This window comes from Pseudomonas sp. NFIX28 (assembly GCF_900107395.1).
In the GTDB taxonomy this organism is placed as follows: Bacteria; Pseudomonadota; Gammaproteobacteria; order Pseudomonadales; family Pseudomonadaceae; genus Aquipseudomonas.
Genome location: NZ_FNPW01000011.1, coordinates 174974 through 200391, shown reverse-complemented (window position 1 = coordinate 200391; position 25418 = coordinate 174974). Strand labels below are relative to the sequence as shown.

30 protein-coding genes and 1 pseudogene are annotated in these 25418 nt (G+C 59.9%); 18 read left to right on the top strand and 13 right to left on the bottom strand.

Going from position 1 to position 25418, the window contains the following annotated elements; translation table 11 throughout:
• Positions 1-38 precede the first annotated feature (38 nt).
• From BLV20_RS21160 to BLV20_RS21150, 3 genes are all read left to right on the top strand, one after another.
• The gene (locus BLV20_RS21160; protein ID WP_092304418.1) at positions 39-716 is read left to right on the top strand and encodes a DUF3313 domain-containing protein; all 678 of its coding nucleotides are present in this window, start codon (positions 39-41) and stop codon (positions 714-716) included.
• A 63-nt stretch (positions 717-779) separates the two neighbouring features.
• A complete protein-coding gene (locus tag BLV20_RS21155) occupies positions 780-1208 on the top strand; it encodes a YajG family lipoprotein (protein ID WP_092304417.1) in 429 nt (142 codons plus the stop codon).
• A gap of 14 nt (positions 1209-1222) precedes the next feature.
• Entirely contained in the window at positions 1223-1681 is a 459-nt protein-coding gene (locus tag BLV20_RS21150; RefSeq protein WP_092304416.1) for a glycine zipper 2TM domain-containing protein, read from the top strand.
• A 21-nt stretch (positions 1682-1702) separates the two neighbouring features.
• On the opposite strand, the gene BLV20_RS21145 is transcribed toward BLV20_RS21150, so the two are convergent.
• Positions 1703-2767: an AraC family transcriptional regulator gene (locus BLV20_RS21145; RefSeq protein WP_256577853.1), complete on the bottom strand. Its 1065-nt coding sequence runs from the start codon at positions 2765-2767 to the stop codon at positions 1703-1705.
• 74 nt (positions 2768-2841) lie between these two features.
• Between BLV20_RS21145 and BLV20_RS21140 the strand changes: the two genes are divergently transcribed.
• Together BLV20_RS21140 and BLV20_RS21135 are read left to right on the top strand one after the other, a co-directional pair.
• Positions 2842-4434, top strand: coding sequence for a GMC family oxidoreductase (locus BLV20_RS21140; protein WP_092304415.1), 1593 nt, complete (start codon positions 2842-2844; stop codon positions 4432-4434).
• Between the two features lie 288 nt (positions 4435-4722).
• Positions 4723-5481 carry a bestrophin-like domain gene (locus BLV20_RS21135; RefSeq protein ID WP_092304414.1) on the top strand — a complete coding sequence of 253 codons (759 nt, stop codon included), beginning with the start codon at positions 4723-4725 and terminating at the stop codon, positions 5479-5481.
• 20 nt (positions 5482-5501) lie between these two features.
• Here BLV20_RS21135 and BLV20_RS21130 read toward each other — a convergent pair whose 3' ends face one another.
• Positions 5502-6059: a terminase small subunit gene (locus BLV20_RS21130; protein WP_092304413.1), complete on the bottom strand. Its 558-nt coding sequence runs from the start codon at positions 6057-6059 to the stop codon at positions 5502-5504.
• A 247-nt stretch (positions 6060-6306) separates the two neighbouring features.
• Here BLV20_RS21130 and BLV20_RS21125 point away from each other — a divergent pair, with 247 nt between their 5' ends.
• The gene (locus BLV20_RS21125; protein WP_092304412.1) at positions 6307-6507 is read left to right on the top strand and encodes a KTSC domain-containing protein; all 201 of its coding nucleotides are present in this window, start codon (positions 6307-6309) and stop codon (positions 6505-6507) included.
• A gap of 138 nt (positions 6508-6645) precedes the next feature.
• Here the strand turns inward: BLV20_RS21125 and BLV20_RS21120 are convergent, their stop codons facing one another.
• The 6 genes from BLV20_RS21120 to BLV20_RS21095 all read right to left on the bottom strand — a co-directional run bounded on the left by BLV20_RS21120 (position 6646) and on the right by BLV20_RS21095 (position 11385).
• The gene (locus BLV20_RS21120) at positions 6646-6978 is read right to left on the bottom strand and encodes a phage holin family protein (RefSeq protein WP_092304411.1); all 333 of its coding nucleotides are present in this window, start codon (positions 6976-6978) and stop codon (positions 6646-6648) included.
• Positions 6979-7517: 539 nt separating this feature from the next.
• On the bottom strand, positions 7518-7877 hold the full coding sequence (locus tag BLV20_RS21115; RefSeq protein ID WP_092304410.1) for a PA0613 family protein: 360 nt from the start codon (positions 7875-7877) through the stop codon (positions 7518-7520).
• Complete coding sequence (locus BLV20_RS21110) at positions 7870-10089, bottom strand: VapE domain-containing protein (protein ID WP_092304409.1); 2220 nt, start codon at positions 10087-10089, stop codon at positions 7870-7872. The genes BLV20_RS21115 and BLV20_RS21110 overlap by 8 nt, the downstream gene beginning before the upstream one ends.
• Positions 10079-10303 carry a TraR/DksA family transcriptional regulator gene (locus BLV20_RS21105; RefSeq protein ID WP_092304453.1) on the bottom strand — a complete coding sequence of 75 codons (225 nt, stop codon included), beginning with the start codon at positions 10301-10303 and terminating at the stop codon, positions 10079-10081. The genes BLV20_RS21110 and BLV20_RS21105 overlap by 11 nt, the downstream gene beginning before the upstream one ends.
• Complete coding sequence (locus tag BLV20_RS21100; RefSeq protein ID WP_009049401.1) at positions 10296-10814, bottom strand: phage regulatory CII family protein; 519 nt, start codon at positions 10812-10814, stop codon at positions 10296-10298. Before BLV20_RS21100 ends, BLV20_RS21105 begins: the two co-directional genes overlap by 8 nt.
• A 319-nt stretch (positions 10815-11133) precedes the next feature.
• A complete protein-coding gene (locus BLV20_RS21095) occupies positions 11134-11385 on the bottom strand; it encodes a helix-turn-helix domain-containing protein (RefSeq protein WP_092304408.1) in 252 nt (83 codons plus the stop codon).
• Between the two features lie 101 nt (positions 11386-11486).
• Between BLV20_RS21095 and BLV20_RS21090 the strand changes: the two genes are divergently transcribed.
• Positions 11487-12248: a S24 family peptidase gene (locus tag BLV20_RS21090; protein WP_092304452.1), complete on the top strand. Its 762-nt coding sequence runs from the start codon at positions 11487-11489 to the stop codon at positions 12246-12248.
• 38 nt (positions 12249-12286) lie between these two features.
• Here BLV20_RS21090 and BLV20_RS31490 read toward each other — a convergent pair whose 3' ends face one another.
• Entirely contained in the window at positions 12287-12454 is a 168-nt protein-coding gene (locus tag BLV20_RS31490; RefSeq protein WP_175540240.1) for a hypothetical protein, read from the bottom strand.
• Positions 12455-12501: 47 nt separating this feature from the next.
• On the opposite strand from BLV20_RS31490, the gene BLV20_RS21085 reads away from it, so the two are divergent.
• The 7 genes from BLV20_RS21085 (at position 12502) to BLV20_RS21055 (ending at position 18889) form a co-directional block, all read left to right on the top strand.
• Positions 12502-13092: a hypothetical protein gene (locus tag BLV20_RS21085; RefSeq protein WP_092304407.1), complete on the top strand. Its 591-nt coding sequence runs from the start codon at positions 12502-12504 to the stop codon at positions 13090-13092.
• A 10-nt stretch (positions 13093-13102) separates the two neighbouring features.
• The gene (locus BLV20_RS21080) at positions 13103-13384 is read left to right on the top strand and encodes a phage antirepressor KilAC domain-containing protein (protein ID WP_092304406.1); all 282 of its coding nucleotides are present in this window, start codon (positions 13103-13105) and stop codon (positions 13382-13384) included.
• A 158-nt stretch (positions 13385-13542) separates the two neighbouring features.
• Positions 13543-13923: a pyocin activator PrtN family protein gene (locus tag BLV20_RS21075; RefSeq protein ID WP_092304405.1), complete on the top strand. Its 381-nt coding sequence runs from the start codon at positions 13543-13545 to the stop codon at positions 13921-13923.
• Positions 13920-14387, top strand: coding sequence for a hypothetical protein (locus BLV20_RS21070; protein ID WP_092304404.1), 468 nt, complete (start codon positions 13920-13922; stop codon positions 14385-14387). The genes BLV20_RS21075 and BLV20_RS21070 overlap by 4 nt, the downstream gene beginning before the upstream one ends.
• Before the next feature lie 282 nt (positions 14388-14669).
• Positions 14670-15863, top strand: a complete 1194-nt coding sequence (locus BLV20_RS21065) for a tyrosine-type recombinase/integrase (RefSeq protein ID WP_092304403.1) — start codon at positions 14670-14672, stop codon at positions 15861-15863.
• 20 nt (positions 15864-15883) lie between these two features.
• Positions 15884-17470 (top strand): ABC-F family ATPase, encoded by a 1587-nt coding sequence (locus BLV20_RS21060; protein WP_090321229.1) that lies wholly within the window; start codon positions 15884-15886, stop codon positions 17468-17470.
• A gap of 231 nt (positions 17471-17701) precedes the next feature.
• A complete protein-coding gene (locus BLV20_RS21055; protein WP_092304402.1) occupies positions 17702-18889 on the top strand; it encodes an MFS transporter in 1188 nt (395 codons plus the stop codon).
• 1 nt (position 18890) lies between these two features.
• On the opposite strand, the gene BLV20_RS21050 is transcribed toward BLV20_RS21055, so the two are convergent.
• Positions 18891-19928, bottom strand: coding sequence for an alpha/beta hydrolase family protein (locus BLV20_RS21050; RefSeq protein ID WP_092304401.1), 1038 nt, complete (start codon positions 19926-19928; stop codon positions 18891-18893).
• Between the two features lie 218 nt (positions 19929-20146).
• Positions 20147-20758, bottom strand: coding sequence for an FMN-dependent NADH-azoreductase (locus tag BLV20_RS21045; RefSeq protein ID WP_092304400.1), 612 nt, complete (start codon positions 20756-20758; stop codon positions 20147-20149).
• Positions 20759-20886: 128 nt separating this feature from the next.
• On the opposite strand from BLV20_RS21045, the gene BLV20_RS21040 reads away from it, so the two are divergent.
• Together BLV20_RS21040 and BLV20_RS21035 are read left to right on the top strand one after the other, a co-directional pair.
• Complete coding sequence (locus BLV20_RS21040; protein ID WP_092304399.1) at positions 20887-21795, top strand: LysR substrate-binding domain-containing protein; 909 nt, start codon at positions 20887-20889, stop codon at positions 21793-21795.
• Positions 21796-21818: 23 nt separating this feature from the next.
• Complete coding sequence (locus tag BLV20_RS21035) at positions 21819-22163, top strand: MmcQ/YjbR family DNA-binding protein (RefSeq protein ID WP_007926440.1); 345 nt, start codon at positions 21819-21821, stop codon at positions 22161-22163.
• Here the strand turns inward: BLV20_RS21035 and BLV20_RS21030 are convergent.
• Positions 22160-22585 carry a DUF1294 domain-containing protein gene (locus tag BLV20_RS21030; protein ID WP_092304398.1) on the bottom strand — a complete coding sequence of 142 codons (426 nt, stop codon included), beginning with the start codon at positions 22583-22585 and terminating at the stop codon, positions 22160-22162. The two genes, BLV20_RS21035 and BLV20_RS21030, sit on opposite strands and share 4 nt — an antisense overlap.
• Entirely contained in the window at positions 22585-23415 is an 831-nt protein-coding gene (locus BLV20_RS21025) for an undecaprenyl-diphosphate phosphatase (protein ID WP_092304397.1), read from the bottom strand. Before BLV20_RS21025 ends, BLV20_RS21030 begins: the two co-directional genes overlap by 1 nt.
• Positions 23416-23559: 144 nt before the next feature.
• On the opposite strand from BLV20_RS21025, the pseudogene BLV20_RS32115 reads away from it, so the two are divergent.
• Together BLV20_RS32115 and BLV20_RS32110 are read left to right on the top strand one after the other, a co-directional pair.
• A pseudogene (locus BLV20_RS32115) lies at positions 23560-24426 on the top strand (cache domain-containing protein); the annotation flags it as partial.
• Between the two features lie 171 nt (positions 24427-24597).
• Positions 24598-25332, top strand: coding sequence for a methyl-accepting chemotaxis protein (locus BLV20_RS32110; protein ID WP_371914332.1), 735 nt, complete (start codon positions 24598-24600; stop codon positions 25330-25332).
• The last annotated feature ends 86 nt before the right edge of the window (positions 25333-25418 follow it).

The following is a 25418-nucleotide window of genomic DNA, read 5'->3' as shown; positions in this document are numbered from 1 at the left end:
TAACAAAAAAACGATCCTACCCAAGGAGCAAATCCACTATGAACTTGTCCCGAAAATCACTTATCGGCGCCGCATTGTTCGGGCTCCTCCTCGTTGGTTGTACATCGAAAGTCACCGAACAGGACCAGTACTCCGGTTTCCTCCCCAACTACAACAACTTGGAAGAAGTGACGACCACCAGTGGCGAGAAGACCATGCGCTGGGTGAGTCCGTCGTGGAACGCAAACGCTTACGACACGGTGGTGTTCAACAAGCTGGAACTCTATCCGGCGCCCAAGCCCAACGAGCGGGTCAACCAGCAGACGCTGGACGAATTGCAGAACTACATGACCAGCAAGGCCAAAGGCGTGCTCGGCCAGAAATACCGGGTGGTTTCAAACGAGAGCGCAGCACCGGCCGGGTCAAAACCCCTGCTCCTGCGCGCAGCTATCACCGGTGTGAGTGCCTCCAACGAAGGCATGAAATGGTATGAAGTGGTGCCGGTCGCGGCCGTGGTCGGGGCGACGCAGGCAGCCATCGGTCACCGGGATCAGGACACTAACCTGTTCCTCGAAGCCGAGTTTATCGACGCGAAAACCAATCAGACCGTAGCCAAAGTCGTACGCAAGGTATTTGGCAGGCAGCTGTCGAACGAAAGCCAGAAAATCACGACGAAAGACTTTAAGGCCGCCATCGACAAATTGAATGCCGATCTCTGGGCGTTCATCCGCAGCTGAGCCCTGTTTCAACCGCCGATGCACGTTGGCGGTTGAACAAGCCTCAAGCAGAGGGCAACTGACATGTGGACCTGTTCATCGCTTCGATTCTCAAAATTACAAATGCCGCTACTCGCCGCAGCGCTCATCGCCAGTGTGCTGATGCTGAGTGCATGCGCGACGGTCGATGCCCAGACGACTGCGTACGTCGGGGTTGAGCATCCTGCGCCAACCCTGCCCAGCGAAGTCAAGGTATTGCGCGTAGAACCTACGCGATCCAATGTGCAACTGGGCGAAATCCTCATCAATGCCAGTGTCGACCCGGCGCCGCCCATCACTCAGGTTGAACAGAAACTGCGTGAAGAAGCGGCCAAGCTTGGCGCAGACGCGGTGGTCATCGTTTATGACCACATTCAGCCCGTCGCCGCCTACGTGACTGGCCCGCTGTGGAGCCGTGACATTGAAACGATCCAGGGACGCAAGCTCAAAGGCATTGCCATCAAATACCAATAACGAGGTGAACAGCAATGAAAGCAATCCTGTCCTGGCTGACGCTCACGTTGGCGACTGTGCTGATCAGTGCCTGCTCCGCCGTGGGATCAACCGATGGCGGTGCCGGTGAAACCGAGATTCGCTCAGGGAGGATCGAGCAGATATCGCTGACTCAGATGCAGACCAATCACGACAGTGGCGTCGGCGCCGTACTCGGTGGCCTTGGCGGACTCGGCATTGGTAGCCTGATCGGTCGCGGCACCGGGCGCGATGTCGCCATAGTTGCAGGCGCGCTCGCCGGTGCTGTTGGCGGAAATTACGCAGAGAAGAAAAAGTACGACCAACCGATAGTAGCGCAACAGATCATCGTGCGGGTCAAAAGTGGTGTACTGGTGTCGGTTACCCAGCCGATCAATCCATCCCTGGGTAAAGGTATGAACGTTTATATCCAAGGCTCAGGTAATGATGCCCGAGTGGTGCCGCAAGGCGGTTAAGGCCAATGCAAGGCTGAGGCTTCATCTGAGTAACTGACGACGTCTGGCTCCCGGCGACATTGCAAACCAGCGCCGGCAAGCGCGATTGAACACACTCTGTTCGCTGTAGCCAAGAAGCCCGGCGACTTGGGACATCGGCATGTGCCTTTGCACCAGATAGTGGTCGGCACGGTCGCGACGGAGGGTCTCGACCAACTCATCAAAGCTTTGCCCGTGATCGGCCAACCTGCGTTGCAACATACGCACGTGCATGCCGAGTTGCTCGGCAATCAAGGGCAAACGGCAACGCTGTATCGGCATCATTCGCAGAACCAGGCGCTCGACTTGATCGACGACATCCGATGTCGCTTGGCAGTCGAACTGGGCGAAATACTGTTCCAGTGCCTGATGCAGGAAGGGGGCCTGCTGCTCGATGCGCTGACTCAGTTGCTCGTCACGCAGGACAAGTGCGTTGCAGGATTGCCCCCTGTACACCGTCGTTTTGAAATAGCGCCGGTAGCGTGTCTGCGCCAGTGACTGATGACTGGAAAACAGAACGGACTGAGCAACGAAATCGGCGCCATACAGCAACTTCATGCCGTTATGCGCCATCCCCATCGCCAGCTCCTCCATTTGCCGGCGCGGGCTCGGTCCGGACAACCGGATATCAATGACCAGACGCGGAGCGTTGGCCTCGCTCAGATCGAGATCCAGCCGGATGCCCGGGCTGTGGTAACCGATAAACCGGATGATTTGCGCCAACGCCTCTCCCGCCGTGGCGCACGTTCGGGCAATCACCGCAATGGGCCCGAGAATATGCAAGTCCTGATACTCGGCCATGCGCAGACCAAAATCGGGACACTCCAGCTCTCGCGCAGCAAACTCCAGTAGCCCTACCAACGAACGTAACGGCACGCGCGCGTCCTCGTCCATCAACAGGTCCGGGTTGATGCGGAAGCGTTCAAGCATGAGGTCAGCTTGCCCGCCGAGCTGGCTCGTCACTTCACGGAATCCTGTGAATGACGTTGTTCGGATTAAAGAAGTCATATCATCAAAGATCAAATAAATGTCATGAGAGGTCAATAATTTTCTGTGCGTTTGCGCCAACAATCTATCCCGACACATCCCCTACTGCTTCCTGACGAAGCAGCCCCAATTTGCTCTCTCGGGATCAATCTGTGATGGAATTCGACTACGTAATCATCGGCGCCGGCTCAGCTGGCTGCGTCCTGGCTAATCGCCTGAGTGCAAATCCCAATGTCACCGTATGTTTGCTGGAGGCCGGCCCGGAAGACCGTTCGCCATTGATCCACGCACCCGTGGGCGTCGCGGCGATTGTGCCGAGCCGACACGTCAATTGGGCGCTCCAGACAGTACCTCAGCCTGGCCTGAACGGACGTCGTGGCTATCAACCTCGCGGCAGGGCGTTGGGTGGCAGCAGTTCAATTAACGGCATGGTTTATATCCGTGGACATCACAGTGACTATGACGACTGGCAGGCCCTGGGCAATCCGGGATGGTCGTTCTCCGATGTACTGCCGTACTTTCGCAAGAGTGAAATGAACCACCGCGGGGCCTGCGACTATCACGGTGCGCAAGGCGAGCTTTATGTCGGCAGGAACCCGATGCATCCCGTCACCCAAGCCTTTATCGAGGCGGGGCAGGTGGCCGGACACCACCATAACCCTGACTTCAACGGCATCGACCAGGAAGGTGTCGGCCAGTTCGACGTGACTATCCGCGATGGTCGGCGCTGGAGCACGGCCACCGCTTTCCTCAAACCGATTCGCCAGATCCGCAAGAACCTTACCGTACTGACTTCGGTGGCCGCCGAGCGCGTCGTGCTGGAAGGCAAGAAGGCCGTCGGCGTGGAGCTGCGCATCAAGGGCAACCACCAGACCATCAAGGCTCGCCAAGAGGTACTGCTCAGTGCCGGATGTTTTGGTAGTCCGCACTTGTTGATGCTCTCGGGAATTGGCCCGCAGGCGGAACTCAAGCCTCAGGGCATACCTGTGCAGCACGAACTTCCCGGCGTTGGGCAGAACCTGCAAGACCATCCGGATGTGGTGCTCCGCTACAAGAGCCACGATACGTCATTGATGGGAGTCTCCCTGCGCGGTGGCGCAAAGATGGGCAAGGCACTGATCAAATATGCCCGGCATCGAAGCGGCCCCTTCGTCAGCAACTTCGCCGAAGGTGGCGGTTTCCTGAAAACCGATTCCGGACTTGCTCGCCCTGATATCCAGCTGCATTCGGTGATTGCGATGATTGACGATCACAACCGCAAGCTGCACTGGGGGCATGGTTTCAGTTGCCACGTGTGCGTATTGCGCCCCAAAAGCATAGGCAGCGTTGGCTTGCAATCGAATGACCCGAGCGCCCCACCCCGCATCGATCCCAACATTCTGGGGCATGACGATGATGTGGAGACCCTGCTCAGCGGATACCGAATGACCCGGGAGATTATCCAGCAAGCCCCGATGGCACGTTACGGTCTGAAGGATATGCACAGCGAAGGGTTATACGGTGACGAACAACTGATCGAGCTGTTGCGCCAGCGCACCGACACCATTTATCACCCGGTCGGCACCTGCAAAATGGGCATCGACGAGCAGGCGGTGGTGGACAGCCAGCTGCGTGTGCATGGGATTGAGGGACTCCGCGTTGTGGATGCCTCGATCATGCCGACACTGATTGGTGGCAACACCAATGCCGCTTCAATCATGATTGCCGAGCGCGCCGCCGACTGGCTATCCGCGAGCGGGCAATCCTGAGTGTCATTTCGTTGATCGGGCCGCCTTTGCCGCGCTTCGCGAGCGGCGCCTTTTAGTCCCGGCGGGTGAAATCGGCAAAGATTGTCTGACCTTCCGGACGTTGTGATCGTGAGAGAGATAGGCCGAAATCGATTCATGAAAGGCGCGGCGCGGATGTCTACACGTCACCAATGCAACAAAACGATCCAAGTGCGCCGCTCGCATCGCAATTAAAAAGATATTGCTCTTGCGGCACCGAACTTCCCGACAACATGAACGCGAAGGTGATGCGATGCGCACTTTTCTCTCATGAACCATATCGGTATTGGAGTAATCGCCTTCATGTGTATCTTTGGTGGTGCACTGATAGGCATTTTTGCTGTGCGATCTTTGCCCGAGCATCACCTTAGTAATGAGTCGCGTAATGCCATCACCGTGTCGGCGGCGATTGTCGGCATGATGTCAGCGTTGGTGATCGGCTTGATGATTTCAACGGCGAACAGTTCATTTTCGTCACGGTCGGCTGAAGTGTCTAAAATCGCCATAGACATCGTCCGCATCAACCGGTTGATGCAGCGATACGGACCAGAGGCGGAAGGTGCGCGTACCGAGTTGCGCACCTACGCCAGTGCGAAAATGCAAGAGTTGTTCCCGATGGCTGGAGAACCGTCTCGGTCAACCGATGCGACTGTGCGGATGATGGAGGCGACACAGGACTCGATTCTAATGCTCGTTGCAACTACCCCGAGGCAGCGCTGGATCCGCTCGCAGGCACTCAAGCTAACGGACGACGTGTTAGAGGCGCGCTGGATGCTCGCGGAACAACGTGTAAGCAATATTCCGATGCCATTCCTGATTCTGCTGATCTTTTGGCTTGGCCTTGTTTTCTCCAGCTTTGGTTTGTTCGCACCTCGCAATGCCACGACGATCGCCGTTTCCTGCCTCTGTTCGATTGCGGTTTCGGGAGGAATTACCATGATCCTGGAGCTCGACTCGCCCTTCTCCGGCCTCGTCCATGTCTCCGGCGAGCCGATGCGCCAGGCTTTGGCCGAGATCATCCGGGACTGATTCGTTCCGTAGGCATGGCTTTAACTCGTGGTCATTGCATGTTGAAGATCCGCCGAGGACAAGCGCTCTGCATCCTCAAGCGAGCGACGGATAGCCGATGTCAGATGCTTTTCGATTTGCCAGGGGTCGGTCATGACGGCGAGCTCCGCTGCAAGTTGCGGGGGCATGCCCAGCAGTTGGTCCCGCAACAGGCGGCCCGCGTTGTAGGCACCGGTTTCCACCGCGATGCGCTCGACCAAGGTGCCTTGTTGTTTGTGAAAATTGGCTTGCTCTTGCAGCGCCAGGTAGTGCTCCCGCAGAGCGCGGGATTTCTGAAAGTCCGCCGCCTGCCCGACTTGCGGCACTGCAGGTATTTCGCCGGCGTTTTGCGCTTCCCGTTGCAGACGAAGCCGTTCGTGACGGTTGGCGACGGCGGCTTTGCTTGGGTCGGCCGACTCGGCCAGCAATGCTTCGGTGGCTTCCAGCTCTACCTTGCCATCCTCGGTCAGAACCAACCGATCCTGATTGGCCAACTTGGACACATACGATTTAGCCCAGCCACGCCGTGCTGCAAACTCCGTTTTACTGATTACAGTCATGATGGAATGTCCTGTTCACTTAATGAATACGGGGAGGTTCACCTGTTCACTCCAGTTCACTCCAGTTCACTCCAGTTCACTCCAGTTCACTAAGCTGGTGAACTGTCCGCTAACACCTTCCCGCGGGTTTCCGACCCCGTGTCCTTCGAAAGTCCCCAGGGTCCCCGGCGCGTTTTCGGTGGCCCGGGCCGCAGATCCGCCTCGTTCGACTAGCATCAGTGGACGATCCGTCAGAGGGAGAGATGTCATGGAAATGATTGCCGTGCATTCCAGTGCGATGACCGCCGTTGGCTACGACCCAGCAACGAGACGAATGAGGATCCGCTTTGAACAGGGTCACTCTTACGATTTCTGCGGCGTCCCATCGGCCATACACAATGGCTTGATGGCCGCGGTGTCCAAAGGCGCCTACTACAACCAGCACATTCGTGATCGTTATCAGTGCTGAGACCCGTCTTCCACTTGGAAAGACGGACATCCCTGCAAAGGTTTCAGCTAGAGAGATTCCGCGAGTTCGGCAACCCGTGTAGGGGGCGGCCCTTGGGGAGGACCCGGAAAAATCGGCACCCTACCCGGCCTGCCCGGCTCATGCCTTCGGTTCCGCCTCGCTCAGGTCCAAGCGCTTGGCCACCCAGCGTTCGTACAAGCCGATGGCGACGTCCGCGCCGGCCATCGCGGTCAGGCAACCCAGGGCGCCCGCTGTCCAGATCGACAGGCCCGCACCGAACAGCAACATCATCGCTGACACACCGCACACGATGCAGGCACCGGACCGAAGTGCGAGGCGGCGCAGTAACGCCCAACCTCGTGCCCCATCCTTGTCAGCGCGCCACATCTCGCCGGAGACACCGCCAACCTGGGACAGGGCAATCACCAACCAGATCGGCATCTCTGACAGTGCCTGTTGCTCGTTCGTCATTGCCCTGCCCCTTAAACAAAAAGACCCGGCGCAATGGCCGGGTCAGGTAGTGGGTGGCCTGCCGCGCTTTGCGGTCGCACCCATCGAAGATGGCCCCTTTTTACAGGTCGATTCTGGTGGCAGCAAGACCGTTTTAATGCCATCCGGTGAATATGTGGCTTACGCCCGGTGAACGGATGGCGAATGTCGGTGAATATCTCAACCCGGCTGGCTTTTGCTTCTGTTGTTTCGGTGGCGTCCCATGCGTCCCACCTCTCTAAAACTAGGTGGGACGTCTGAAAGTCCCGCAGATTGGGGCGTTGCCCCACCGTCCTACTTTTATCTCTCTTTTCTCGTGTATAGAGAGAAATTTAAAAAGCACGCGTGCGCGTAAACGCGCGTACCTGTACCCGCTACGCACACACGGGCGGGAGGCCTGAAAAAGGTGGGACGGTGGGACAGCCCAACAACGACGCGGCCTGCGCCCGTCCCACCACCGCAAAAAGCGGTGGGACGGAGGCAGGCCGGTGGGACGACGTAAGCCAGAGGGATGCTCACGATCAAGCCGCTTCCCCCAGGAGGAAGTGCTCGACCACGATGTGGGCGTCATGCAGGCGCTGGTAATAGATATTGCGGGTGCAGCCACTTCGAGCCAGACGCACTGTCAAGGGCGTATCGGGCTGGAAGTAATGCACCTGCACCACCGTCATCAACTCGGGATCGAGGCGTTTCTTGACGATGCGCTCAATGTCCAGAGAGGCCTCCAGCGGCACCCTGCTCCCGCGCCTTCCGCGCACAAGCTGACCACCGCTCTCCATCATCATGGCGACCATGTTGCCGCCTGAGTAACCGGCGGCAACCTCATCGCTGTGCAGCTCCTGCGCCCATTGCTTGAGAGCCATATCGATCGCTTTAATCATCGAAGCACGGCTCCTCAAACTCAGGTTGTTCCAGCGCAGGCGCCCTGCCCCAACCCTCCGGTTTCTTGTACGCCCAAGGCCGCTGGCCGCTCTTGCTCAATGCGCCCAAACGGAACCGTCGCCAGCCCAGTCGATGGAGGATCGCACCCACGCGCATCTGCTCCGGCTTGCCCCAGTGACCGGGATCGAGCTTGAGCGCCTGACTCATCACCTCACTGCCGGTGGTGGTCTCGCCGATCTGTGATTCTTCGAGCCAGGTCAGGATGGGCGTTTCCCATTCGTCCACCACAAAGCGTTCGTCCTGTTCCTCGCTGAACATCGGCGCTTCCTCTCGCGTTACCCACCAGAGGTCGCCGGCCTCAAAACAGAACATCGCTTCGGCCCACAGCTGGTCGCGGATCTCGCGCAGCAACGCCACGTCGACCTTGGTACAGGCCACCGGCCAATAACGTCGGTTGCCGGTGGCGTCCTTGAGGTACTCGTCCTGGTTGGTGGTGCCGACGAATACACACTGGCGTGGCACGTCCAGGGTTCTGCGGCCATAGCTTTCGCGGTAGGTGTCGGTCGAGGCCGAGAAGAACTGCTTGGCCTTTGTGCTCTCGGCCTTGTTGAAACTGTCCAGCTCGCCGAGCTCGACAATCCACTTGCCGCGAATCGCCTGAAAGCCGTCCTTGTCGCCGAGGGCAAACGGCGTGTCCATGAACCACTCACCACCGAGCACGCTCATGGCGGTCGACTTACCGGCGCCTTGTACACCTTCGAGGATCATCACCGAGTCAGCCTTGCAACCTGGCTTCATCACACGCGCTACGGCCGAGATCATCCAGCGCTTGCCGACCTTGGACGTGTAGTCGGTTGCCTTCACCCCCATGACATCCGTCAACCAGCGCTCCAGGCGTGGCACGCGATCCCATTCCAGCTTTTTCAAGTACTCGCGCACCGGATGAAACGCGTGGTCGTGCGCCACGACACTGACGGCCTCGATCACGTGCGAGGACTTCACACGCAGGTTGTACTGCTGTGCGAGCCACTTCATGACACGCACGTCGTCGATGTCGGCCCACTCACCGGTACCACCGCCATAGGGCGCCGCACGCAGCTTGACGATCTTCGAGCTGAAAGCGCAGTAGCTGATCACCCCGGCCCAGCGTTCGTCGTGAGCGAGGATCAGTTCGACGTTCTGCATGTGCGCGATCAGAGCGCCGCTTTCACTGCGGGCGAGTTGATCTTTCCAGCCACCGGCGGCCGGTGGACGCACCACAGCGAGCACTTGTCGGCGAACCGCGTCGAGGCCTTCGGCGACGTGCAGGTCGTTGAAGTCAGTCCACTTGTCGTGGCGCTCAATCGAGAAGATCGGAGAGACCACTTGGGCACCGACGATCAGGGCAGCGTTGCTCGCTTTCTCCTCACCTGGGTTCCAGGCATCACCATTAGGCTTGGTGGTCTTCCAGTCGTCATCGCGGCAGATGATCAGCGGGCAGCCGGCAAAGCGCTCGCGCATGATCTTGCACACGGCCAACAGGTTGCCCGCATCGAAGGCCACCGCTACGGCAAGCGACGTCGCCATGTGCAGGCTGGCGCCGGTTGCGTAGCCCTCACAGACCAGCACTGGCTCACCCGGTACCGAATGCGGACCGAGTAGGTGAAAGGTGCCCTCCTTCGCCATCCCATAAGGCCAGTAGGATTTGTCGCGGCCGGTGTCTTCCTGCTTGTTCGGGAAGATCACCTGCAGGCCCATGACCTGATCACGGGCGTTCTTCATCGGCACCAGCACGGCGCCGGTGCGCGGCGCGTAGCGGACATTGATGCCAACGATCTGCTTGCGGTCCAGATAATCGCTGCGTCCGGTGGTCGGCATGCGCTCGAACAAACCCTGTGCCCTTTTCGCGGCCCGCCGCGCAGCGTTGTTCGCGATTTCGGCGGCGCGGCGTTTGGCCTCTTCCTGACGGGCGCGCATCACTTCGCGTTCTTCCGGCGACATGCGCCCGGCCTTGACCTTGATCTTCTGGGTCTCACCCGAACGCCAGTCACCGAAAGCGCCGAAGATCAGCGTGTCGCCCTTCTCCGTGCGCTGCTCGTGAACCACGTACCAGCCGTTCTTTTCCTTGCCCTTGTCCTGCGATGTCTTGCAGCGGGTCAGCTTGCCGAACACCAGCGGTTGCGCTGGCTCCAGACCGTAATCGGCGAATTGCCCCAGTACCTCATCGAGCATGACGAATCCCCCGCTCAGAGAGGGATTGGCAGCTGATGCACTGTGAGCAACCCGGTTGGGCCAAGCGACGCGCTTCCGGGATAGGATCGTCACAGGCTTCACAGAACAGCAAGGAATGAGCAGCACTTTCGGCCTTGGCTGCGCTGCGCGCGGCCATGGCTTGATCGATGCGTTCCTGCACCAGATCGTTGGCGAAATCGGCGATATCAGCCACGGTCGGCACCTCGCGTCGTCTGGTTGACGTAGGTGGCGCGGTTGAACAACCCGAGCAGCCCTTGAATACCCCGGAACACTTGCAGACGAATCGCCGCCAGTTCCTGATCGGTGACGACGCCGTCGCCGATACTCTTGGCCCAGGTCTCGGCCAGATCCGCGACCTGCCGGAAGTATTCGGCGATACCCGTGGTCAGGGTCTCGGGCATGTCGTTGGTGTAGGTGTCAGCCAACTCCTGCCAGATCGTGTCGCCGACCAGCGCATGCACCGCATCGAGAATGCGGCGATCTTTGGTCAGTTCGAGGATCTCGCCGAATTCCTGAATGTTGATGGAGTGGCTCGGATGGGTTGGTGACAGTTTGTGCTGCAGCGTGGTCGGGTTGCGGCCGGTGGTAGCGGCGATGGCAGCAGCGCCGCCCGGGTAATCGCGAGCGGCGTGGTACAACGCTAAATCGAGCGGCAGGATTTCCCGCTGCGCCCGTTCCAGAGAACTGAGAGCAATTCGGCTCATGGCATTAATCCTAAAAGTTGCCAGTGCCGCGCGACAGACGTTGGTGATACATTTGCCGCGTGGCTTGGTATGGCCCAAACGCCGGGAACCCTTGCAGGGGATAACCGGCACCGTGCTGGGGCGAACAATCCGTTGTTCACCCCTGGCGCAACAGCTGCCAGCTCTGTGGTAAGAACGGCAGCAACACCAAGGCTTCCGAGCCTTGGAAACGCGATGAAGGTCGACGGCATGTGGTGTGCTCGCCTTCCGACATCGCGACCCGACTGCATTGTGGTGATGCTGTCGGGAGAAACTGGGTGACCCTAGGGTCGCCTTTTTTCTATGCAGCGTTTTCTACTCTGTGATTAGCTGGTGCCTGCGTTCGCAAATATTGCCAATCAATGTCTGGCCTTAACGACTCACACGTCACACGACTGCAGCTATGCCGATCAATCGAAATGGATAAAGCTGCGTTCGCCCGACGATTGCCATAAGCGACCTGCTTTAATTGGCCGACTGAGGTATTACATCGAGAGGCAAAGGTCTTGAGCTGTGCGTCGTCTAGGATTTTTATGTATTCGAGAAGCGTCATTGCTAACCCCCTATTCAACACAAGATTAGCAACTGCTAATCCGGTCCGCAATAGCAAAACGTAATTTACATTTTGCTAACGGAGCACGGATGATTCCCTATATGAATATCTACGAAAAACGCCTCACGATTCTTAAAGCCTTGATTGGTGAAAACCAGCTCAAGGACTTTGCCGGAGCGCATGCCGATGTGGACGCTTCGTACATTTCTCAGATCCTGAACGGGCACCGGACATTGGGTGACAGAGCTGCCACGAACCTTGCTAAAAAACTCGCAATTCCTGCTGATTTGCTTACCACGGGAACCTACTCCGCCGAAGACCAGCATCAAATTACCGCCGCTTGGATTGCTCTTGGCCTCAAGCCCCCAGTCTTGCCCCACCCCGCTTTCTTCAATGCAACTATCAACGAAACCGCCCTTAGAACAGCTGAAGAGCGGGAAGCAAGCGAGCACCGGCGCCCAGCCCCAGTGCCCGTAGTCGGAAAGGCAATATTGGGTACTGACGGCTATTTCGACGCACTTGAATATCCCCCAGGTCATGCCGATGGGTACTTGGAAATTATCAGTTCCGATCCCGATGCATATGGCTTGAAAGTCGTGGGAAGCAGCATGCATCCACGCATCAAAAACGGGGAGTTTGTGCTCATTGAGCCAAATCATCGTTATCAAACTGGCGATGAAGTACTCGTGCGGACCACCGATGGTAGAGGAATGATGAAAGAGTTCATTTATCACCGGGACGGTCAACTCCGGTTCGACAGCATTAACGACAGCTACCCTCCTATCTTCCTGGAAGAAAAGCTCGTCGAAAAAATCCATTACGTAGGCGCTATCTTGAAGCCGTCAAAGTACTTGGAGATCTGAAATTTAGCATTTGCTATTGCGAAATGGATTAGCTGTTGCTAATTTGCACTCACTCTTTCACCACAGAGCGAGGCAAACTCATGCATACCAAAGCTACGATTCATCTGCATCCAACCATCGCTGATCCCTCCCGCATTTTCGAGGTTCGCCGTCTGGCCCGAGAAAGTGGCTGCGCTTTTATCAGCACCAAGACCTTCAAAAAACATCGCCCTCCTGCCAAGTGTTTCGACCCGAACGGCGGAGGGCACGCGGCATGACTAAGTACAAAATCGACAACCGCACCCTGCAGTTGCTCAACGCCCAGGTCAACCTGACCGAGACCTTCAACCACGTCCTGCGCACAGCACCGAAGCGTGAATGCCTGGCGTTTCGCCTCAAGGCTGAGCGCGGCGTAATGGAAAGCACTTTTGTCGTGGAGCTGGGCAACGAGCGCCACACGCTGACCCTGCAGAACGACAAGAAGATGCACCTTAAACTGGCCGACTTCATCGAAGAGATTGCCAACGGTCCGTTCGACGCGAGCAACTCCAGCGACCTGGTGCAGCGTCCGCATGCCGATCGTCAATACGGCCGTTTTGAAGTCCAGGACAAGCAGCGTGTGTTCGAACTGGTGCACACCGGCGGCGTGCTGAGCCTTGACATGGGTTTCGAACTTCCACTGCATCTGGCGCTGCATCGCACCCATTCGCGTCGCGGTGTCACCGCCATCTTGAGCATCGGCAACAAGAGCCCGCATACGCGTTGCTTCACCCTGTACGACCCCGATGTCGAGATCTACGCAAGGCTCATCGAGTCCATCAACCACCTCGCTGCAGCGGCCACCCCTGCTGCGCACGCGGCATGAGGGGGACGCCATGGAACGCACGCTCGCCCAAACAGCCGCTCAACTCGGCCTCACTCGCCCCAAACTGATCGCTCTCATGCGGGAAAAAGGTTTGCTCAAGGGAAACCTGCCGGCGCACCAGAAGCGCGACAAAGCGTACCTGCGGGTCAAGGACAGCCCCTGGTATGACGAGAAATACGGCCTGCAATACAGCCAGTCGACCCGGGTCAAGCAAGCCGGCATCCACTGGCTGGCCGACCAGTTGGACATTGATCTTCCTGCCATCCCGGTAGATCGCCGTGACGTGGCCTAGGGAGTACGCCCGCCAGATCGTTGCCATGCGCACACGCAAAGAGCGCAACGCCGCGCTCCTCGAAGTGCCCGAACATCTGCGCGAGCTGACCAGACGCCACTGCCTGAACGCCTGGAACCACCCAGCACGACAACAACGCAAGGAGGCTCGACAAGGCCATGAGTAACGCTGCACAGAATCCGCTTCGCCTACATCCGGCGCCCGAATCGGCCACGGTCGAGCTGCTGTATCGCATCTTCGGTGACGTCCTGATCCCTCTGGAAAAAGTCCGCGAGCAGTACTTTCGCAACCTCAACGAGCAGTCGTTCGTGACGGAGATCAACAGCGGGCGGATCCAGCTTCCGATCACCACGCTGGACACCAGCCGCAAGGCACTGAAGTACGCGCACATCCGCCACGTCGCCTCGCTGATCGACATCCGCGCCTACAAGGCTGATGAAGACATGCAGCGACAGCAGGACGGCCAACGCCATGCTGCCCCCACACCACTGACGGCTGTCACCACCAGCCAACGACCATCCCAGGAGCACACCACATGATGACCCCAATACAAATCGGTGCACTCGTCATTCTGATAGTTCTGGCCGCCCTGCTGCTTTGGGGCGGTTACATCATGGGCCGCAGTGATGGTCTGGAGACTGGCCTGCGCGAGGGTGAAGACATCCAGCGCGCCGCAAGCGCCAAAACCATCCGCGAGCTACGGGCCTCCCTGCAGTTCATCCGGTCCGATCACACGTGCTTGGCACAAACCTGCAAACGACTTGAAGCAGTTCCCCTCTTTGGCCCGGCCGAGAACCAGACGCTGGTCGCCATCGGCGAGCTGCTGCGGATCGCCGCCGAAACCTTTAGCGCCTTTCGTACTGGCAAGCAGCTCGAGCGTGATGCCCGATCTCTGCGCGAGCAGGCGCTTGCAATGGCGGCGCAGCTGCAACCAGGAATTCAGGGCAACTCAGTAGGACAACCACTCGGTACCGCCAACCAATTTACTGTGGAGGCTGCGTGATGGTTACTTCTGCCTCAGTCGCAATGGACGGAACGTCCGACCCCGGGTTCATAGGAAGAAGCGCCTTACTCACACAGACGGGAGGGTTAAAGAGATGACGAATAGCAGTTTGGAATCCATACCTCACCCTGACGTAGATAAGGTCTCTGAGGAAGTTATGGCCCATTTTTTAGGCATTTCGTCTAGGGCTCTTGCGACGCGCCGCGCAAGAAAACAAATTCCGGAAGGGGTCTGGAACAAGCAGGGACATCGAATTTTGTATAGCAAAAGAAGGTATGAGGAATGGCAAGAAGCACAATGGATTTGCCCAGTGGAGTGGAACTCTTCCGCAAATCCCTCAGGATTCGTTTTACTTGGAACGGGGTCCGCAGATGTGAAACGCTCCCCTACCCCGCGACGCAGAAAGGCATTAAAGCTGCATCCCAACTACGCGATCAAGTAAAGAGCCTGATCAAGCTCGGCCTCCTGGATGATACCAAGTACGCCGAGCTGTTCCCCGACTCGGCCGTTATGCTGAACAGCATTCCAACCTTTCACGAGTACGCCCAGCTTTGGCTTGATGGTCGAGTCATCACAACCGGCACGCGCAACAACTACAAAGGTGCACTGAATCTGTACTGGATTCCGCCGCTGGCACTGATCCGCATAGACCAAATCACCACCACACTCCTTCGCCGCATCATTGCGGCCACGGAGTGGACATCGCCAGGAGTTCGGCGTAACGCCCTAGTCAAACTATCGACGATTCTGGAAGCGGCAGTAGCTGAAGAGTTGATCAAGAAGAACCCCGCCGCGACGATAGACCGCCCCAAACGATCGCGAAAGGAGATCAGCCCGTTCTCCTTGGATGAAGCGAACCGCATCATCGCCCACCTGTACCAAACAACCCACTGGCCCAGCGGAATCTATGCCGCATTCTTTGAGTTCGCATTCTTCACCGGGCTTCGACTGTCGGAGGTCGCGGCGTTGCGCTGGGATGCTGTCGACCTGGTGAAACGCCAGGTACATGTCTGCCGCACCGTAGCGCTTGGCCTTGTCGAGGAGCGAACCAAGACCAACAAGGACCGCTTTGTTCTGCTGAATGAACGAGCGCTGCACGCGCTCAAGTTCGCCCGTCAGTACGCAGAGCGTCGTGCAAACGGCATCGGCAAGATCAAAACCACGCCCTACGTGTTCCCGCCTTCGAAGAACAGCGAGTACATCAAGCAAACGTCGGACCTGCACAAACAATGGAGGCCAGCACTGAAGGCTTTAGCTATGCCTCATCGGCCGCCGTACAACTGCCGTCATACTTATGCGACAATATGCTTAATGTCCAACATGAACCCCGCATTCATCGCTCAGCAGCTTGGCCACAGCGTCCAAATGTTGCTGACGACGTATGCGCGTTGGCTCAACTCAAGCTCAGACTGGGGGGAGCTGGAAAAGCTCCAGATTGGTATCAAATCGGTATCAGGTAAAAAAGACCAGCTCTAACCCATTGATAGGTAAGGTAATTGATCTCCACAGCTAACATCACGATGCAGTTCGGCGCCAAGCCGCTATTCGAGAACGTTTCGGTCAAGTTCAACGGCGGTAACCGCTATGGCCTGATCGGCGCCAACGGTTGCGGTAAGTCGACGTTCATGAAAATCCTCGGCGGCGACCTCGAGCCGTCCGGCGGCCAGGTCATGCTGGAGCCGAACGTTCGCCTGGGTAAATTGCGCCAGGACCAGTTCGCCTACGAAGAATTCACCGTGATCGACACCGTGATCATGGGTCACGAAGAGCTGTGGAAGGTCAAGGCCGAGCGCGACCGCATCTACTCGCTGCCGGAAATGAGCGAAGAAGACGGCATGGCCGTGGCCGAGCTGGAAACCGAGTTCGCCGAGATGGACGGCTACACCGCCGAGTCCCGCGCCGGCGAGTTGCTGCTGGGCCTGGGCATTCCCCTGGAACAGCATTTCGGCCCGATGACCGAAGTCGCGCCAGGCTGGAAGCTGCGGGTGTTGCTGGCCCAGGCGCTGTTCTCCGATCCGGAAGTACTGCTGCTGGACGAGCCGACCAACCACCTGGACATCAACACCATCCGCTGGCTGGAAACGATTCTCACGGCGCGTAACAGCACCATGATCATCATTTCCCACGACCGTCACTTCCTTAATAGCGTCTGCACTCACATGGCCGACCTGGACTACGGCGAGCTGCGCCTGTTCCCGGGCAACTACGACGAGTACATGACCGCGGCGACCCAGTCCCGCGAGCAGCTGCTGTCGGACAACGCCAAGAAGAAAGCCCAGATCGCCGAGCTGCAGACCTTCGTCAGCCGCTTCTCGGCCAACGCCTCGAAAGCCAAGCAGGCCACCTCCCGCGCCAAGCAGATCGACAAGATCCAGCTGGCCGAGGTCAAGCCATCGAGCCGCGTCAGCCCGTTCATCCGCTTCGAACAGACCAAGAAGCTGCACCGCCAGGCCGTGACCATCGAGCAGATGTCCAAGGGCTTCGACGGCAAGACCCTGTTCAAGAACTTCAGCTTCACCGTCGAAGCCGGCGAGCGCGTAGCGATCATCGGCCCGAACGGCATCGGCAAGACCACTCTGCTGCGTACCCTGATGGGCGAGCTGACCCCGGACGCCGGTTCGGTGAAGTGGACCGAAAGCGCCGAGCTGGGCTACTACGCCCAGGACCACGCCCATGACTTCGAAGACGACGTCAGCCTGTTCGACTGGATGGGCCAGTGGACCCAGGGCGAGCAGATCATCCGCGGCACCCTGGGCCGCATGCTGTTCTCCAACGACGAGATCCTCAAGTCGGTAAAAGTCATCTCCGGTGGTGAACAGGGCCGCATGCTGTTCGGCAAGCTGATCCTGCAAAAGCCCAACGTGCTGGTGATGGACGAACCGACCAACCACCTGGACATGGAATCCATCGAGGCGCTGAACCTGGCGCTGGAAAACTACCCGGGCACGCTGATCTTCGTCAGCCACGACCGCGAATTCGTATCGTCCCTGGCCACCCGCATCATCGAGTTGAGCCCGAACGGCGTGACCGACTTCAGCGGCACCTACGACGACTACCTGCGCAGCCAGGGCGTGGTGTTCTAAGGAACGCCCTCCGGCTGCCGGTCCGAAAGCCCCGTCCTGGTGACGGGGCTTTTTTTGTCCGGTTATAAAAGCATCGCGGGCAAGCCTCGCTCTGTAGGAGCGAGGCGTGCCCGCGATGGCATCCCTGCCCCACAAATACCCGCCTATAAAGAAATCGTTAGCCTGCTTCCTTTTGTTTTCGACGCGCGCCATGATGCAGCTCTCCCACCGCCCGCCCGCGAACGAGCCCCCATGTCCGTGCAACAACCGCCCGCACCGAGCTCCATGGCGATCACCCTGCAGATCGTCTCTATCGTCTTCTATACCTTTATCGCGTTTATCTGCATCGGCCTGCCGATCGCGGTGCTGCCGGGCTACGTGCACGGCGAACTGGGCTTCAGTGCCGTGGTGGCCGGGCTGACCATCGGCTCGCAGTACCTGGCCACCCTCCTCAGCCGGCCCATGGCTGGGCGCATGTCGGACAACCTCGGCACCAAGCGCGCCATCGTCTACGGCCTGGCGGGAATCTTTTTCAGCGGCCTGCTGACCCTGGCGTCGACCCTGCTGCAAGCGCTGCCGCTGCTCAGCCTGGGCATCCTGCTGCTGGGGCGCCTGCTGCTCGGGGTGGCCCAGGGCTTGATCGGCGTGGGCACCATCAGTTGGTGCATGGGCCAGGTCGGCGCCGAGCACACCGCGCGCTCGATTTCCTGGAACGGCATCGCCTCCTACGGGGCAATCGCCATCGGCGCGCCGCTGGGGGTGGTGATGGTCGATGACTACGGCTTCGAAAGCCTGGGCCTGGCGTTGTCGGCGCTGGCGGCACTGGCCCTGCTGCTGATCCGCAACAAGCCATCGGTGCCGGTGGTCCGTGGCGAGCGCCTGTCGTTTCGCGCAGTGTTCGGCCGTATCGCGCCTTACGGCGCCAGCCTGAGCCTGGCATCCATCGGCTACGGCACCCTGACTACTTTTATTACCCTGTTCTACCTCAGCCGCGGCTGGAGCGGCGCGGCCTACTGCCTGACGGTCTTTGGCGTGTGCTTTATCCTGTCGCGCCTGCTGTTTATCTCTTGCATCAGCCGTTTCGGCGGTTTCCACGCGGCTATCGCCTGCATGAGCATCGAGACCCTGGGCCTGGTCCTGCTGTGGCTGGCGCCATCGGCCGCGTTCGCCCTGGTCGGTGCCGGGCTTACCGGTTTCGGCCTGTCGCTGGTGTACCCGGCGCTGGGCGTGGAGGCGATCAAGCAGGTGCCCAGCACCAGCCGCGGCGCCGGCCTGAGCGCCTATGCGGTATTTTTCGACCTGGCACTGGCCATTGCCGGCCCCCTGATGGGCGCAGTGGCGTTGAACCTGGGCTATTCGTCAATCTTCTTCTGCGCGGCGCTGCTGTCGCTCAGCGCCCTGGGCCTGACCCTGCTGCTCAAGCGCCGGGCCGACGGCTGAATCACTGATCCGCGGTCTGCATCCCGGCCCGGCTCGGCTTGCCCAGGGCACGGGCAAAGAAGCGGCCGGCCTCGGCAATCAGATTGCGGTGAATGCCCTCGCGGTCGACGCCCTCGGCGTCGGTGCACAACGCCGGCATGCTCAGCATCTGCGCTTCGCTGCACGGCGCCATGAACACGAAATGCCCGGCCCCGGCCAGCAACCTGAAGTCCGGCGCGACTGGCAGCTTGCGGGCCAGGGCCGCGGCGTTCTTGTCCAGCGCCACCAGCTTGTCGACGTCGCCGCTGTACAGCAGCACCGGCACATGCACCCCGGACAAAGTCTGCCGTCCGAACTTGAGGCTCAGCGGCGCCATCAGCAGCAAGGCCTGGACCCGCGGGTCGGCGACCGGTTGCAAATCGTCGCGATCGACAATCAGCTCGCCCTGGGTATTGCAGGCGTCGTGATCGTCGGGGCGTTCCTGGCAGTAGCGGCGCAAGCGGTCCAGGTCCGGGGTGGCGCCGGACAGGATCAGCGCCGTTTCGCCACCTGCGGAGTAACCAATGACGCCAACCTGCCGCGCATTGACGAAAGGCGACAGCATCGGGTCGGCGAGGGTCGCGCTGATGGCTGCGGAAATCTGGATCGGCCGCCCATACAAGTTGCTCAGGGTGCCCAGCCGGCTGTGATCCTTGTAGTTGTCGCCGGGATGGATCACCGCCACCACCACGAAACCCTTGCGCGCCAGCGAAGTGGCCAGGTCATGCAGGGCCAGCGGCGTACCGGTATTGCCGTGGGACAGCATCAACAGCGGGAAACGGCCGATGGCCATCTTCGAGTCGCGGGAGGCCGCGATCGGGTAACCCTCGACCTGGCTGCCGTGTTCGATGCCGGTGGAAGGATAAAAGGCGATGGCGCGCATCGGCTGCTGGTCCAGCGGGTCGAGAAAACTCATCTCGTGGAAACCCACGCTCCAATGCGGATGGGGCGCGGGCGCGGCATGCACGGTAATCGGGCCGCCGAGCAGGCAGGCCAGCGACATTGCCCAAAGACGCCTCATCGATGCACCACCTTCTACCGGCTGCAACGCCGGCCTGCTGTTTGTTGGTTTGTGTCCTGGGCCTCTTGACACGGGCCAGGCCATCGCCGGGTCCATAAGCTGCATAACCCGGGCCAGAAACACGAACACAAAAAACTCCGTATTCCGTCGCCAGGTGGGCATCGGAATACAGAGTCTAGAGGGCATTGCCTGGGGCGTAAGCGACTTTTACATAAGCCTTACGCGGCCGCGAAAAGCTGCTCGTCGATTTGCGCCTGGGCGTCGCTCAGGGCCTTGCTGCGGACTTCGTCGCCATAAGCCAGGCCTTGGGCGCGGACAAACTCGATATCGGTGATGCCGAGGAAACCGAACAGCAGCTTCAGGTAGTCCTCATGGGCCACGCCAGTGGCCTGGCCGGCGTGCAGGCCGCCCGCGGTGGACACGACGATGACTTTCTTGCCGCCGCACAGGCCTTCAGGGCCGGCTTCGGTGTAGCGGAAGGTCTGGCCGGCGACGGCGATGCGGTCGATCCAGGCCTTGAGCTGGGTCGGAATGCTGAAGTTGTACATAGGCGCGGCGATCACGATCGCGTCGGCGGCCTGGAATTCGGCGAGGGTCGAAGCACTCAACTCGGCTTCGTGCTGCTGGGCAGCGCTGCGCACTTCGGCCGGGGTACCGGCGGCTACCAGGGTAGCGGAACTGAAGTGGCTGATGGCGTCGGCGGCCAGGTCACGGTAGGTCACTTCAACGCTGGCGTCGGCGCTTTTCCAGGCCTTGACCACGCTTTCGCTCAGCTGACGGGAAGCCGAGTTGTCACCAAGGATGCTCGAATCGATATGCAACAGTTTCATCTGGGATTCTCCAAGAGAGGATCGCCACCGGCGATCAATTGAGGACAATCCTACAGGTGAAACCAATAGCTGATTAGTCGGCTAAAATGCGATAGATTGTCCCACCAGCAGGACAGTAGAGACAGAATATGCAAGACCTCAACGATCTTTATTACTTTGCCAAGGTGGTGGAAGCCGGTGGTTTCGCCGCTGCCGGGCGCCTGCTCGGGGTGCCCAAATCGCGCCTGTCGCGGCGTATCGCCGAGCTGGAAGAGCGGCTGCACACCCGGCTGCTGCAGCGCACCACCCGCCAATTGAAGCTGACCACGGTCGGCGAACGTTACCTGCAACACTGCCAGGCCATGCTGCTGGAAGCGGAAATGGCCGACGAGGCCGTGGCCAGCATGTCCAGCGAACCTCGCGGGCGCCTGCGGGTGTCCTGCCCGGTCAGCCTGGGGCAGCATATGTTGCCGAACGTGATCAGCTCCTTCCTCGAGCAATACCCCCAGGTGCAACTGGATCTGCAATTGCTCAACCGCCGAGTCGATGTGATCGCCGAAGGCATCGACGTGGCGTTGCGGGTTCGTGAACAGGGCGACGAAGATCCCCTGCTGGTAACGCGCCGCCTGCGCCAGGCGCAGACGGTGATGGTCTCAAGCCCGGCGTTCGCCCGCCAGTGGCCGATCCACAGCCCCGCCGACCTGAAAAAGGTCCCGGTGCTGGGTGCCCTGGAGGCCGACCGCATGGTGCACTTGCGCCTGCTCGATGCGCAGGGCGAGAAATGCGACGTGGTGCTGGAGGCACGCCTGGGCGTCGACGACTTCATCATCCGCCGCGCCAGCGCCCTCGCCGGCCTTGGCTGTACCATGCTGCCGATGATGTATTGCGAAGAAGAACTGCAGAGCGGAGAACTGGTGCGGCTGCTGCCGGAATGGTCGTTGGCTGGCGGCTGGCTGCAGGCGGTCTACCCTCATCGGCGCGGTGTATTGCCAGCGGTAAGGGCGTGGATCGAGCACCTTGGCGAAGCGTTCAAAGACTGCGGAGACCGAACGCTATGACGGCCGCAAGAAAAGGAACAACCATGACTGAAGCGGATGTGGCGCAATTCTGCCTGGACCTTCCGGGAGCGCGCGAAGACTACAAATGGGGCGGCGTGCGGGTGTTCTCCGTGGCCGGCAACAAGATGTTCGCCCTGCAGAACCTGCGGGGCGAATCGCTGGCGTTCAAGGTGGACAAGGAACTGTTCCTTGGCCATGTCGATCGTCCCGGCATTGCGCCGGCGCCATACCTGGCCCGGGCGCACTGGATCATCATGCAGACGCCCTACCCGCTGGGCGCCGGCGAGTTGCGCGACTTGTTGCGGCGTTCGCACCAACTGGTGGTGAGCAAATTGCCGAAGCGAGTCCAGGTCGGCTTATTGCTTTAGAACAGCGAGAACAGGCTGGCTTCGAGAAACAGCCGGTCGATCCAGAACACCTGGTGTAGCAGCACGATCAGCCAGAACAGCAACTGGTAGGAAACCTTGCGGGTCTTGTGGCGAAACGCCTGTTGCGCCAACAAGGCGCCTGGCCAGCCACCGGCCAGCTCCATGGCGTGCAGGACGTTTTCCGGGGTGCGCCAGCTGTCGCTGCGGGCCTTGCGCTTGTCGCTCCAATAAAGGAAGAACGTCAGCACGCTGACCGCGCCGTAGGCCACCAGCGGTACCCAGGAAATCCCCTTCACGCCCAACAGCAGCGAACCGCACAAGGGCAAGGCGCACAGCAACAGGAACAGCGCCGCCTTGAGCCGTGGTCGCTGGATTCGTGTCCCGGCGCCATCGCCGGGACGGTTGTGCTGGCGTGCATTCATCAGGAATGAACCGCGGTCCAGTCGACCCAGCCGAACTGCCAGGTGGCCAGGATTACCAGGCCGAAGGCAATGCGATACCAGGCAAACGCGGCATAGCTGTGGTTGGCGATGAACTTGAGCAGGCCCCTGACGGCGATCATCGCGAAGATGAACGAGGTGATGAAGCCGACGGCGAATACCGGCAGGTCGTCCGGCTGGAACAGGTTGCGGTACTTGTAGCCCGAATACACCGCGGCACCGACCATGGTCGGCATCGCCAGGAAAAACGAGAACTCGGTGGCGGTCTTGCGCGACAGGCCGAACAGCAGGCCACCGATGATGGTGGAGCCCGAGCGCGAGGTGCCTGGAATCATCGCCAGGCACTGCGCGAAGCCGACCTTCAAGGCATCTTTCCAGCTCATCTCGTCCACTGTGTTGACGTGCACTTCATGCTGCCGGCGTTCGGCCCAGAGCATGATCACGCCGCCCACCACCAGCGCCGCGGCAACGGTGATCGGGTTGAACAGGTATTCGTGGATCAGGTCGGCGAAGATCACTCCCAACACCACCGCGGGCATGAAGGCGATCAGCAGGTTGACGGTGAAGCGCTGGGCATTGCGCTGGGTCGGCAGGCCAGTGACCACCTCGAAGATCTTGCGGCGAAACTCCCAGACCACCGCGAGAATCGCCCCCAGCTGAATGATGATGTTGAACGCCATGGCGCGCTCGCCGCCAAAGTTGAGCAAGTCAGCGACGATAATCTGGTGCCCTGTACTGCTGATGGGCAGAAACTCTGTCAGCCCCTCCACAATCCCCAAAATCAATGCCTGTATGGCGGTCCAAAGCTCCATTAATCCCCCGAAGGCCATGCCGTGGCATGCCTTTTAGTTTTCTTCAAGATTCACTGACGTGCGTCGCGGATTCGCGGCCGCAATAAGATCATCATCGCCGTTGAAAAATTCCGTGAAAAATCAGCCGGATTCAGGTTTTTCGCGATGAGGCCGAAATCCTATCAGAGATGCTCGATAAACGCTGTCGCGTTGAGAGAACCGGATGGGCCTGACTGCAAGGAGCGCATGACGGATGCACGGGGTGTTTCATTACAAGAAAAACAATCGGGGAGTGACAGATTCATGAACAGCTTACGCAGAATGTCGATCAGCCGCCGGCTGTGGCTGATCCTGATTGTGGCGGTACTGATGCTGCTGACGCTGGGCATGTTGATGCTCAAGCAGATTCACGACGACCTGTACCAGGCCAAGGCCCAGAAGACCCAACATGTGGTGCAGACCGCCAACGGCGTGCTGGCCTATTTCCATGGATTGGAAAGCGCCGGCAGCCTCGATCGCGCGACGGCGCAAAAGCAGGCACTGAGCGCCATACGCGGCCTGCGCTACGACCACAGCGACTATTTTTGGATCAACGACCTGGCCCCGGTCATGGTCATGCACCCGACCAACCCCAAGCTCGATGGCCAGAACCTCTCGGCCATTCGCGATCCCGACGGCTTTGCCTTGTTCAACGAAATGGTAGCCATCGCCAAGGCCAAGGGCGCCGGCATGGTCAACTATCGGTGGCCGAAACCGGGCGCCAGCGAACCGGTGCAAAAGACCTCCTATGTCCAATTGTTCGAGCCCTGGGGCTGGATCATCGGCTCGGGCGTGTACATCGATGACGTGCAGGTCGAGTTCCGCAGCCAGGTAATGAAGGCCTCGGCGGTCGGCGTTGGCATTGCCCTGTTCATGGCCCTGCTGGTGCTGCTGATTGCCCGCAGCATCGTCCGTCCGTTGCAGGAAACGGTGCACGCCATGGCCAACATCGCCAGCGGCGAAAGCGACCTGACCCGCACCCTCGACACCCACGGCCAGGACGAGGTCACCGAGCTGGCCCGGCACTTCAACGGCTTCACCGCCAAGCTGCGCCTGGTCGTCAGCCAACTGCAAGTCTCGGCCGGCGCGCTGGCGCAATCCTCCACCGACCTGGGCACCAACGCCAGCCAGGCCCAGGAACGCAGCCAGCAGCAGTCGCAGCAGATGGAACTGGTGGCCACCGCCATCAACGAAGTGACCTACGGCGTGCAAGACGTGGCGAAGAATGCCGAACACGCCGCCAGCGAGATGCGCGACGCCGAAGCCCAGGCCCAGCAAGGCCAGGTCAATATCGACGGCAGCCTGCAACAGATCGACCAGCTCTCGGCCACCATCGACCAGGCCGTGGAGGTGATTCGCACCCTGGCCCAGGAAAGCACCCAGATCGGCAGCGTGCTGGAGGTGATCCATTCGATCGCCGAGCAGACCAACCTGCTGGCGCTCAACGCGGCGATCGAAGCTGCTCGCGCGGGCGAACAGGGTCGCGGGTTCGCCGTGGTCGCCGACGAAGTGCGCCTGCTGGCCCAGCGCACACAGAAATCCACGGCCGAAATCCAGTCGATGATCGAACGCTTGCAGGGGCACTCGGAAGCCGCGGTGAAAGTCATCGGCGACAGCAGCCGGGCGTCGCAGCAAACCATCGAGCAGGCCGGGCGGGCCGGCGAGAGCCTGAATGCCATCGGCCAGGCCCTGCGCAACCTCAACGGGCTGAACGCCTCCATCGCCAGCGCCACCCTGCAACAGGCCCACGTGGTCGAAGACATCAACCAGAACGTCACCCAGGCCGCCGGCCTGTCCCACAGCACGGCCCTGGCGGCCGAGCAGTCGAGTGCCGCCAGCCTGCATCTCAAGGAACTGAGCGAACAGCTCAACGGGCTGTTGCGCCAGTTCCGGGTGTGAAGCGGTTCGTGGCGGGGTTCGCTCCGCCACGCTGGGCGGCCTTCACTAACATGCAAGGCCGCTTCTGGTTACAATCCGCACCCTCC

Bases quoted from the DNA above. Each gene is read 5' to 3' on its own strand.
- BLV20_RS21025 (WP_092304397.1), bottom strand. From the start codon at position 23,415: ATGGAGCTTTGGACCGCCATACAGGCATTGATTTTGGGGATTGTGGAG.
- BLV20_RS21100 (WP_009049401.1), bottom strand. From the start codon at position 10,814: ATGAGCCGAATTGCTCTCAGTTCTCTGGAACGGGCGCAGCGGGAAATC.
- BLV20_RS21090 (WP_092304452.1), top strand. From the start codon at position 11,487: ATGAATATCTACGAAAAACGCCTCACGATTCTTAAAGCCTTGATTGGT.
- BLV20_RS21035 (WP_007926440.1), top strand. From the start codon at position 21,819: ATGACTGAAGCGGATGTGGCGCAATTCTGCCTGGACCTTCCGGGAGCG.
- BLV20_RS21055 (WP_092304402.1), top strand. From the start codon at position 17,702: ATGTCCGTGCAACAACCGCCCGCACCGAGCTCCATGGCGATCACCCTG.
- BLV20_RS31490 (WP_175540240.1), bottom strand. From the start codon at position 12,454: ATGTTTTTTGAAGGTCTTGGTGCTGATAAAAGCGCAGCCACTTTCTCG.
- BLV20_RS21065 (WP_092304403.1), top strand. From the start codon at position 14,670: ATGGCAAGAAGCACAATGGATTTGCCCAGTGGAGTGGAACTCTTCCGC.
- BLV20_RS21085 (WP_092304407.1), top strand. From the start codon at position 12,502: ATGACTAAGTACAAAATCGACAACCGCACCCTGCAGTTGCTCAACGCC.
- BLV20_RS32110 (WP_371914332.1), top strand. From the start codon at position 24,598: ATGGAACTGGTGGCCACCGCCATCAACGAAGTGACCTACGGCGTGCAA.
- BLV20_RS21045 (WP_092304400.1), bottom strand. From the start codon at position 20,758: ATGAAACTGTTGCATATCGATTCGAGCATCCTTGGTGACAACTCGGCT.
- BLV20_RS21115 (WP_092304410.1), bottom strand. From the start codon at position 7,877: ATGATTAAAGCGATCGATATGGCTCTCAAGCAATGGGCGCAGGAGCTG.
- BLV20_RS21075 (WP_092304405.1), top strand. From the start codon at position 13,543: ATGAGTAACGCTGCACAGAATCCGCTTCGCCTACATCCGGCGCCCGAA.
- BLV20_RS21050 (WP_092304401.1), bottom strand. From the start codon at position 19,928: ATGAGGCGTCTTTGGGCAATGTCGCTGGCCTGCCTGCTCGGCGGCCCG.
- BLV20_RS21160 (WP_092304418.1), top strand. From the start codon at position 39: ATGAACTTGTCCCGAAAATCACTTATCGGCGCCGCATTGTTCGGGCTC.
- BLV20_RS21030 (WP_092304398.1), bottom strand. From the start codon at position 22,585: ATGAATGCACGCCAGCACAACCGTCCCGGCGATGGCGCCGGGACACGA.
- BLV20_RS21120 (WP_092304411.1), bottom strand. From the start codon at position 6,978: ATGACGAACGAGCAACAGGCACTGTCAGAGATGCCGATCTGGTTGGTG.
- BLV20_RS21040 (WP_092304399.1), top strand. From the start codon at position 20,887: ATGCAAGACCTCAACGATCTTTATTACTTTGCCAAGGTGGTGGAAGCC.
- BLV20_RS21125 (WP_092304412.1), top strand. From the start codon at position 6,307: ATGGAAATGATTGCCGTGCATTCCAGTGCGATGACCGCCGTTGGCTAC.
- BLV20_RS21155 (WP_092304417.1), top strand. From the start codon at position 780: ATGTGGACCTGTTCATCGCTTCGATTCTCAAAATTACAAATGCCGCTA.
- BLV20_RS21095 (WP_092304408.1), bottom strand. From the start codon at position 11,385: ATGACGCTTCTCGAATACATAAAAATCCTAGACGACGCACAGCTCAAG.
- BLV20_RS21150 (WP_092304416.1), top strand. From the start codon at position 1,223: ATGAAAGCAATCCTGTCCTGGCTGACGCTCACGTTGGCGACTGTGCTG.
- BLV20_RS21070 (WP_092304404.1), top strand. From the start codon at position 13,920: ATGATGACCCCAATACAAATCGGTGCACTCGTCATTCTGATAGTTCTG.
- BLV20_RS21130 (WP_092304413.1), bottom strand. From the start codon at position 6,059: ATGACTGTAATCAGTAAAACGGAGTTTGCAGCACGGCGTGGCTGGGCT.
- BLV20_RS21135 (WP_092304414.1), top strand. From the start codon at position 4,723: ATGAACCATATCGGTATTGGAGTAATCGCCTTCATGTGTATCTTTGGT.
- BLV20_RS21110 (WP_092304409.1), bottom strand. From the start codon at position 10,089: ATGCTCGATGAGGTACTGGGGCAATTCGCCGATTACGGTCTGGAGCCA.
- BLV20_RS21080 (WP_092304406.1), top strand. From the start codon at position 13,103: ATGGAACGCACGCTCGCCCAAACAGCCGCTCAACTCGGCCTCACTCGC.
- BLV20_RS21140 (WP_092304415.1), top strand. From the start codon at position 2,842: ATGGAATTCGACTACGTAATCATCGGCGCCGGCTCAGCTGGCTGCGTC.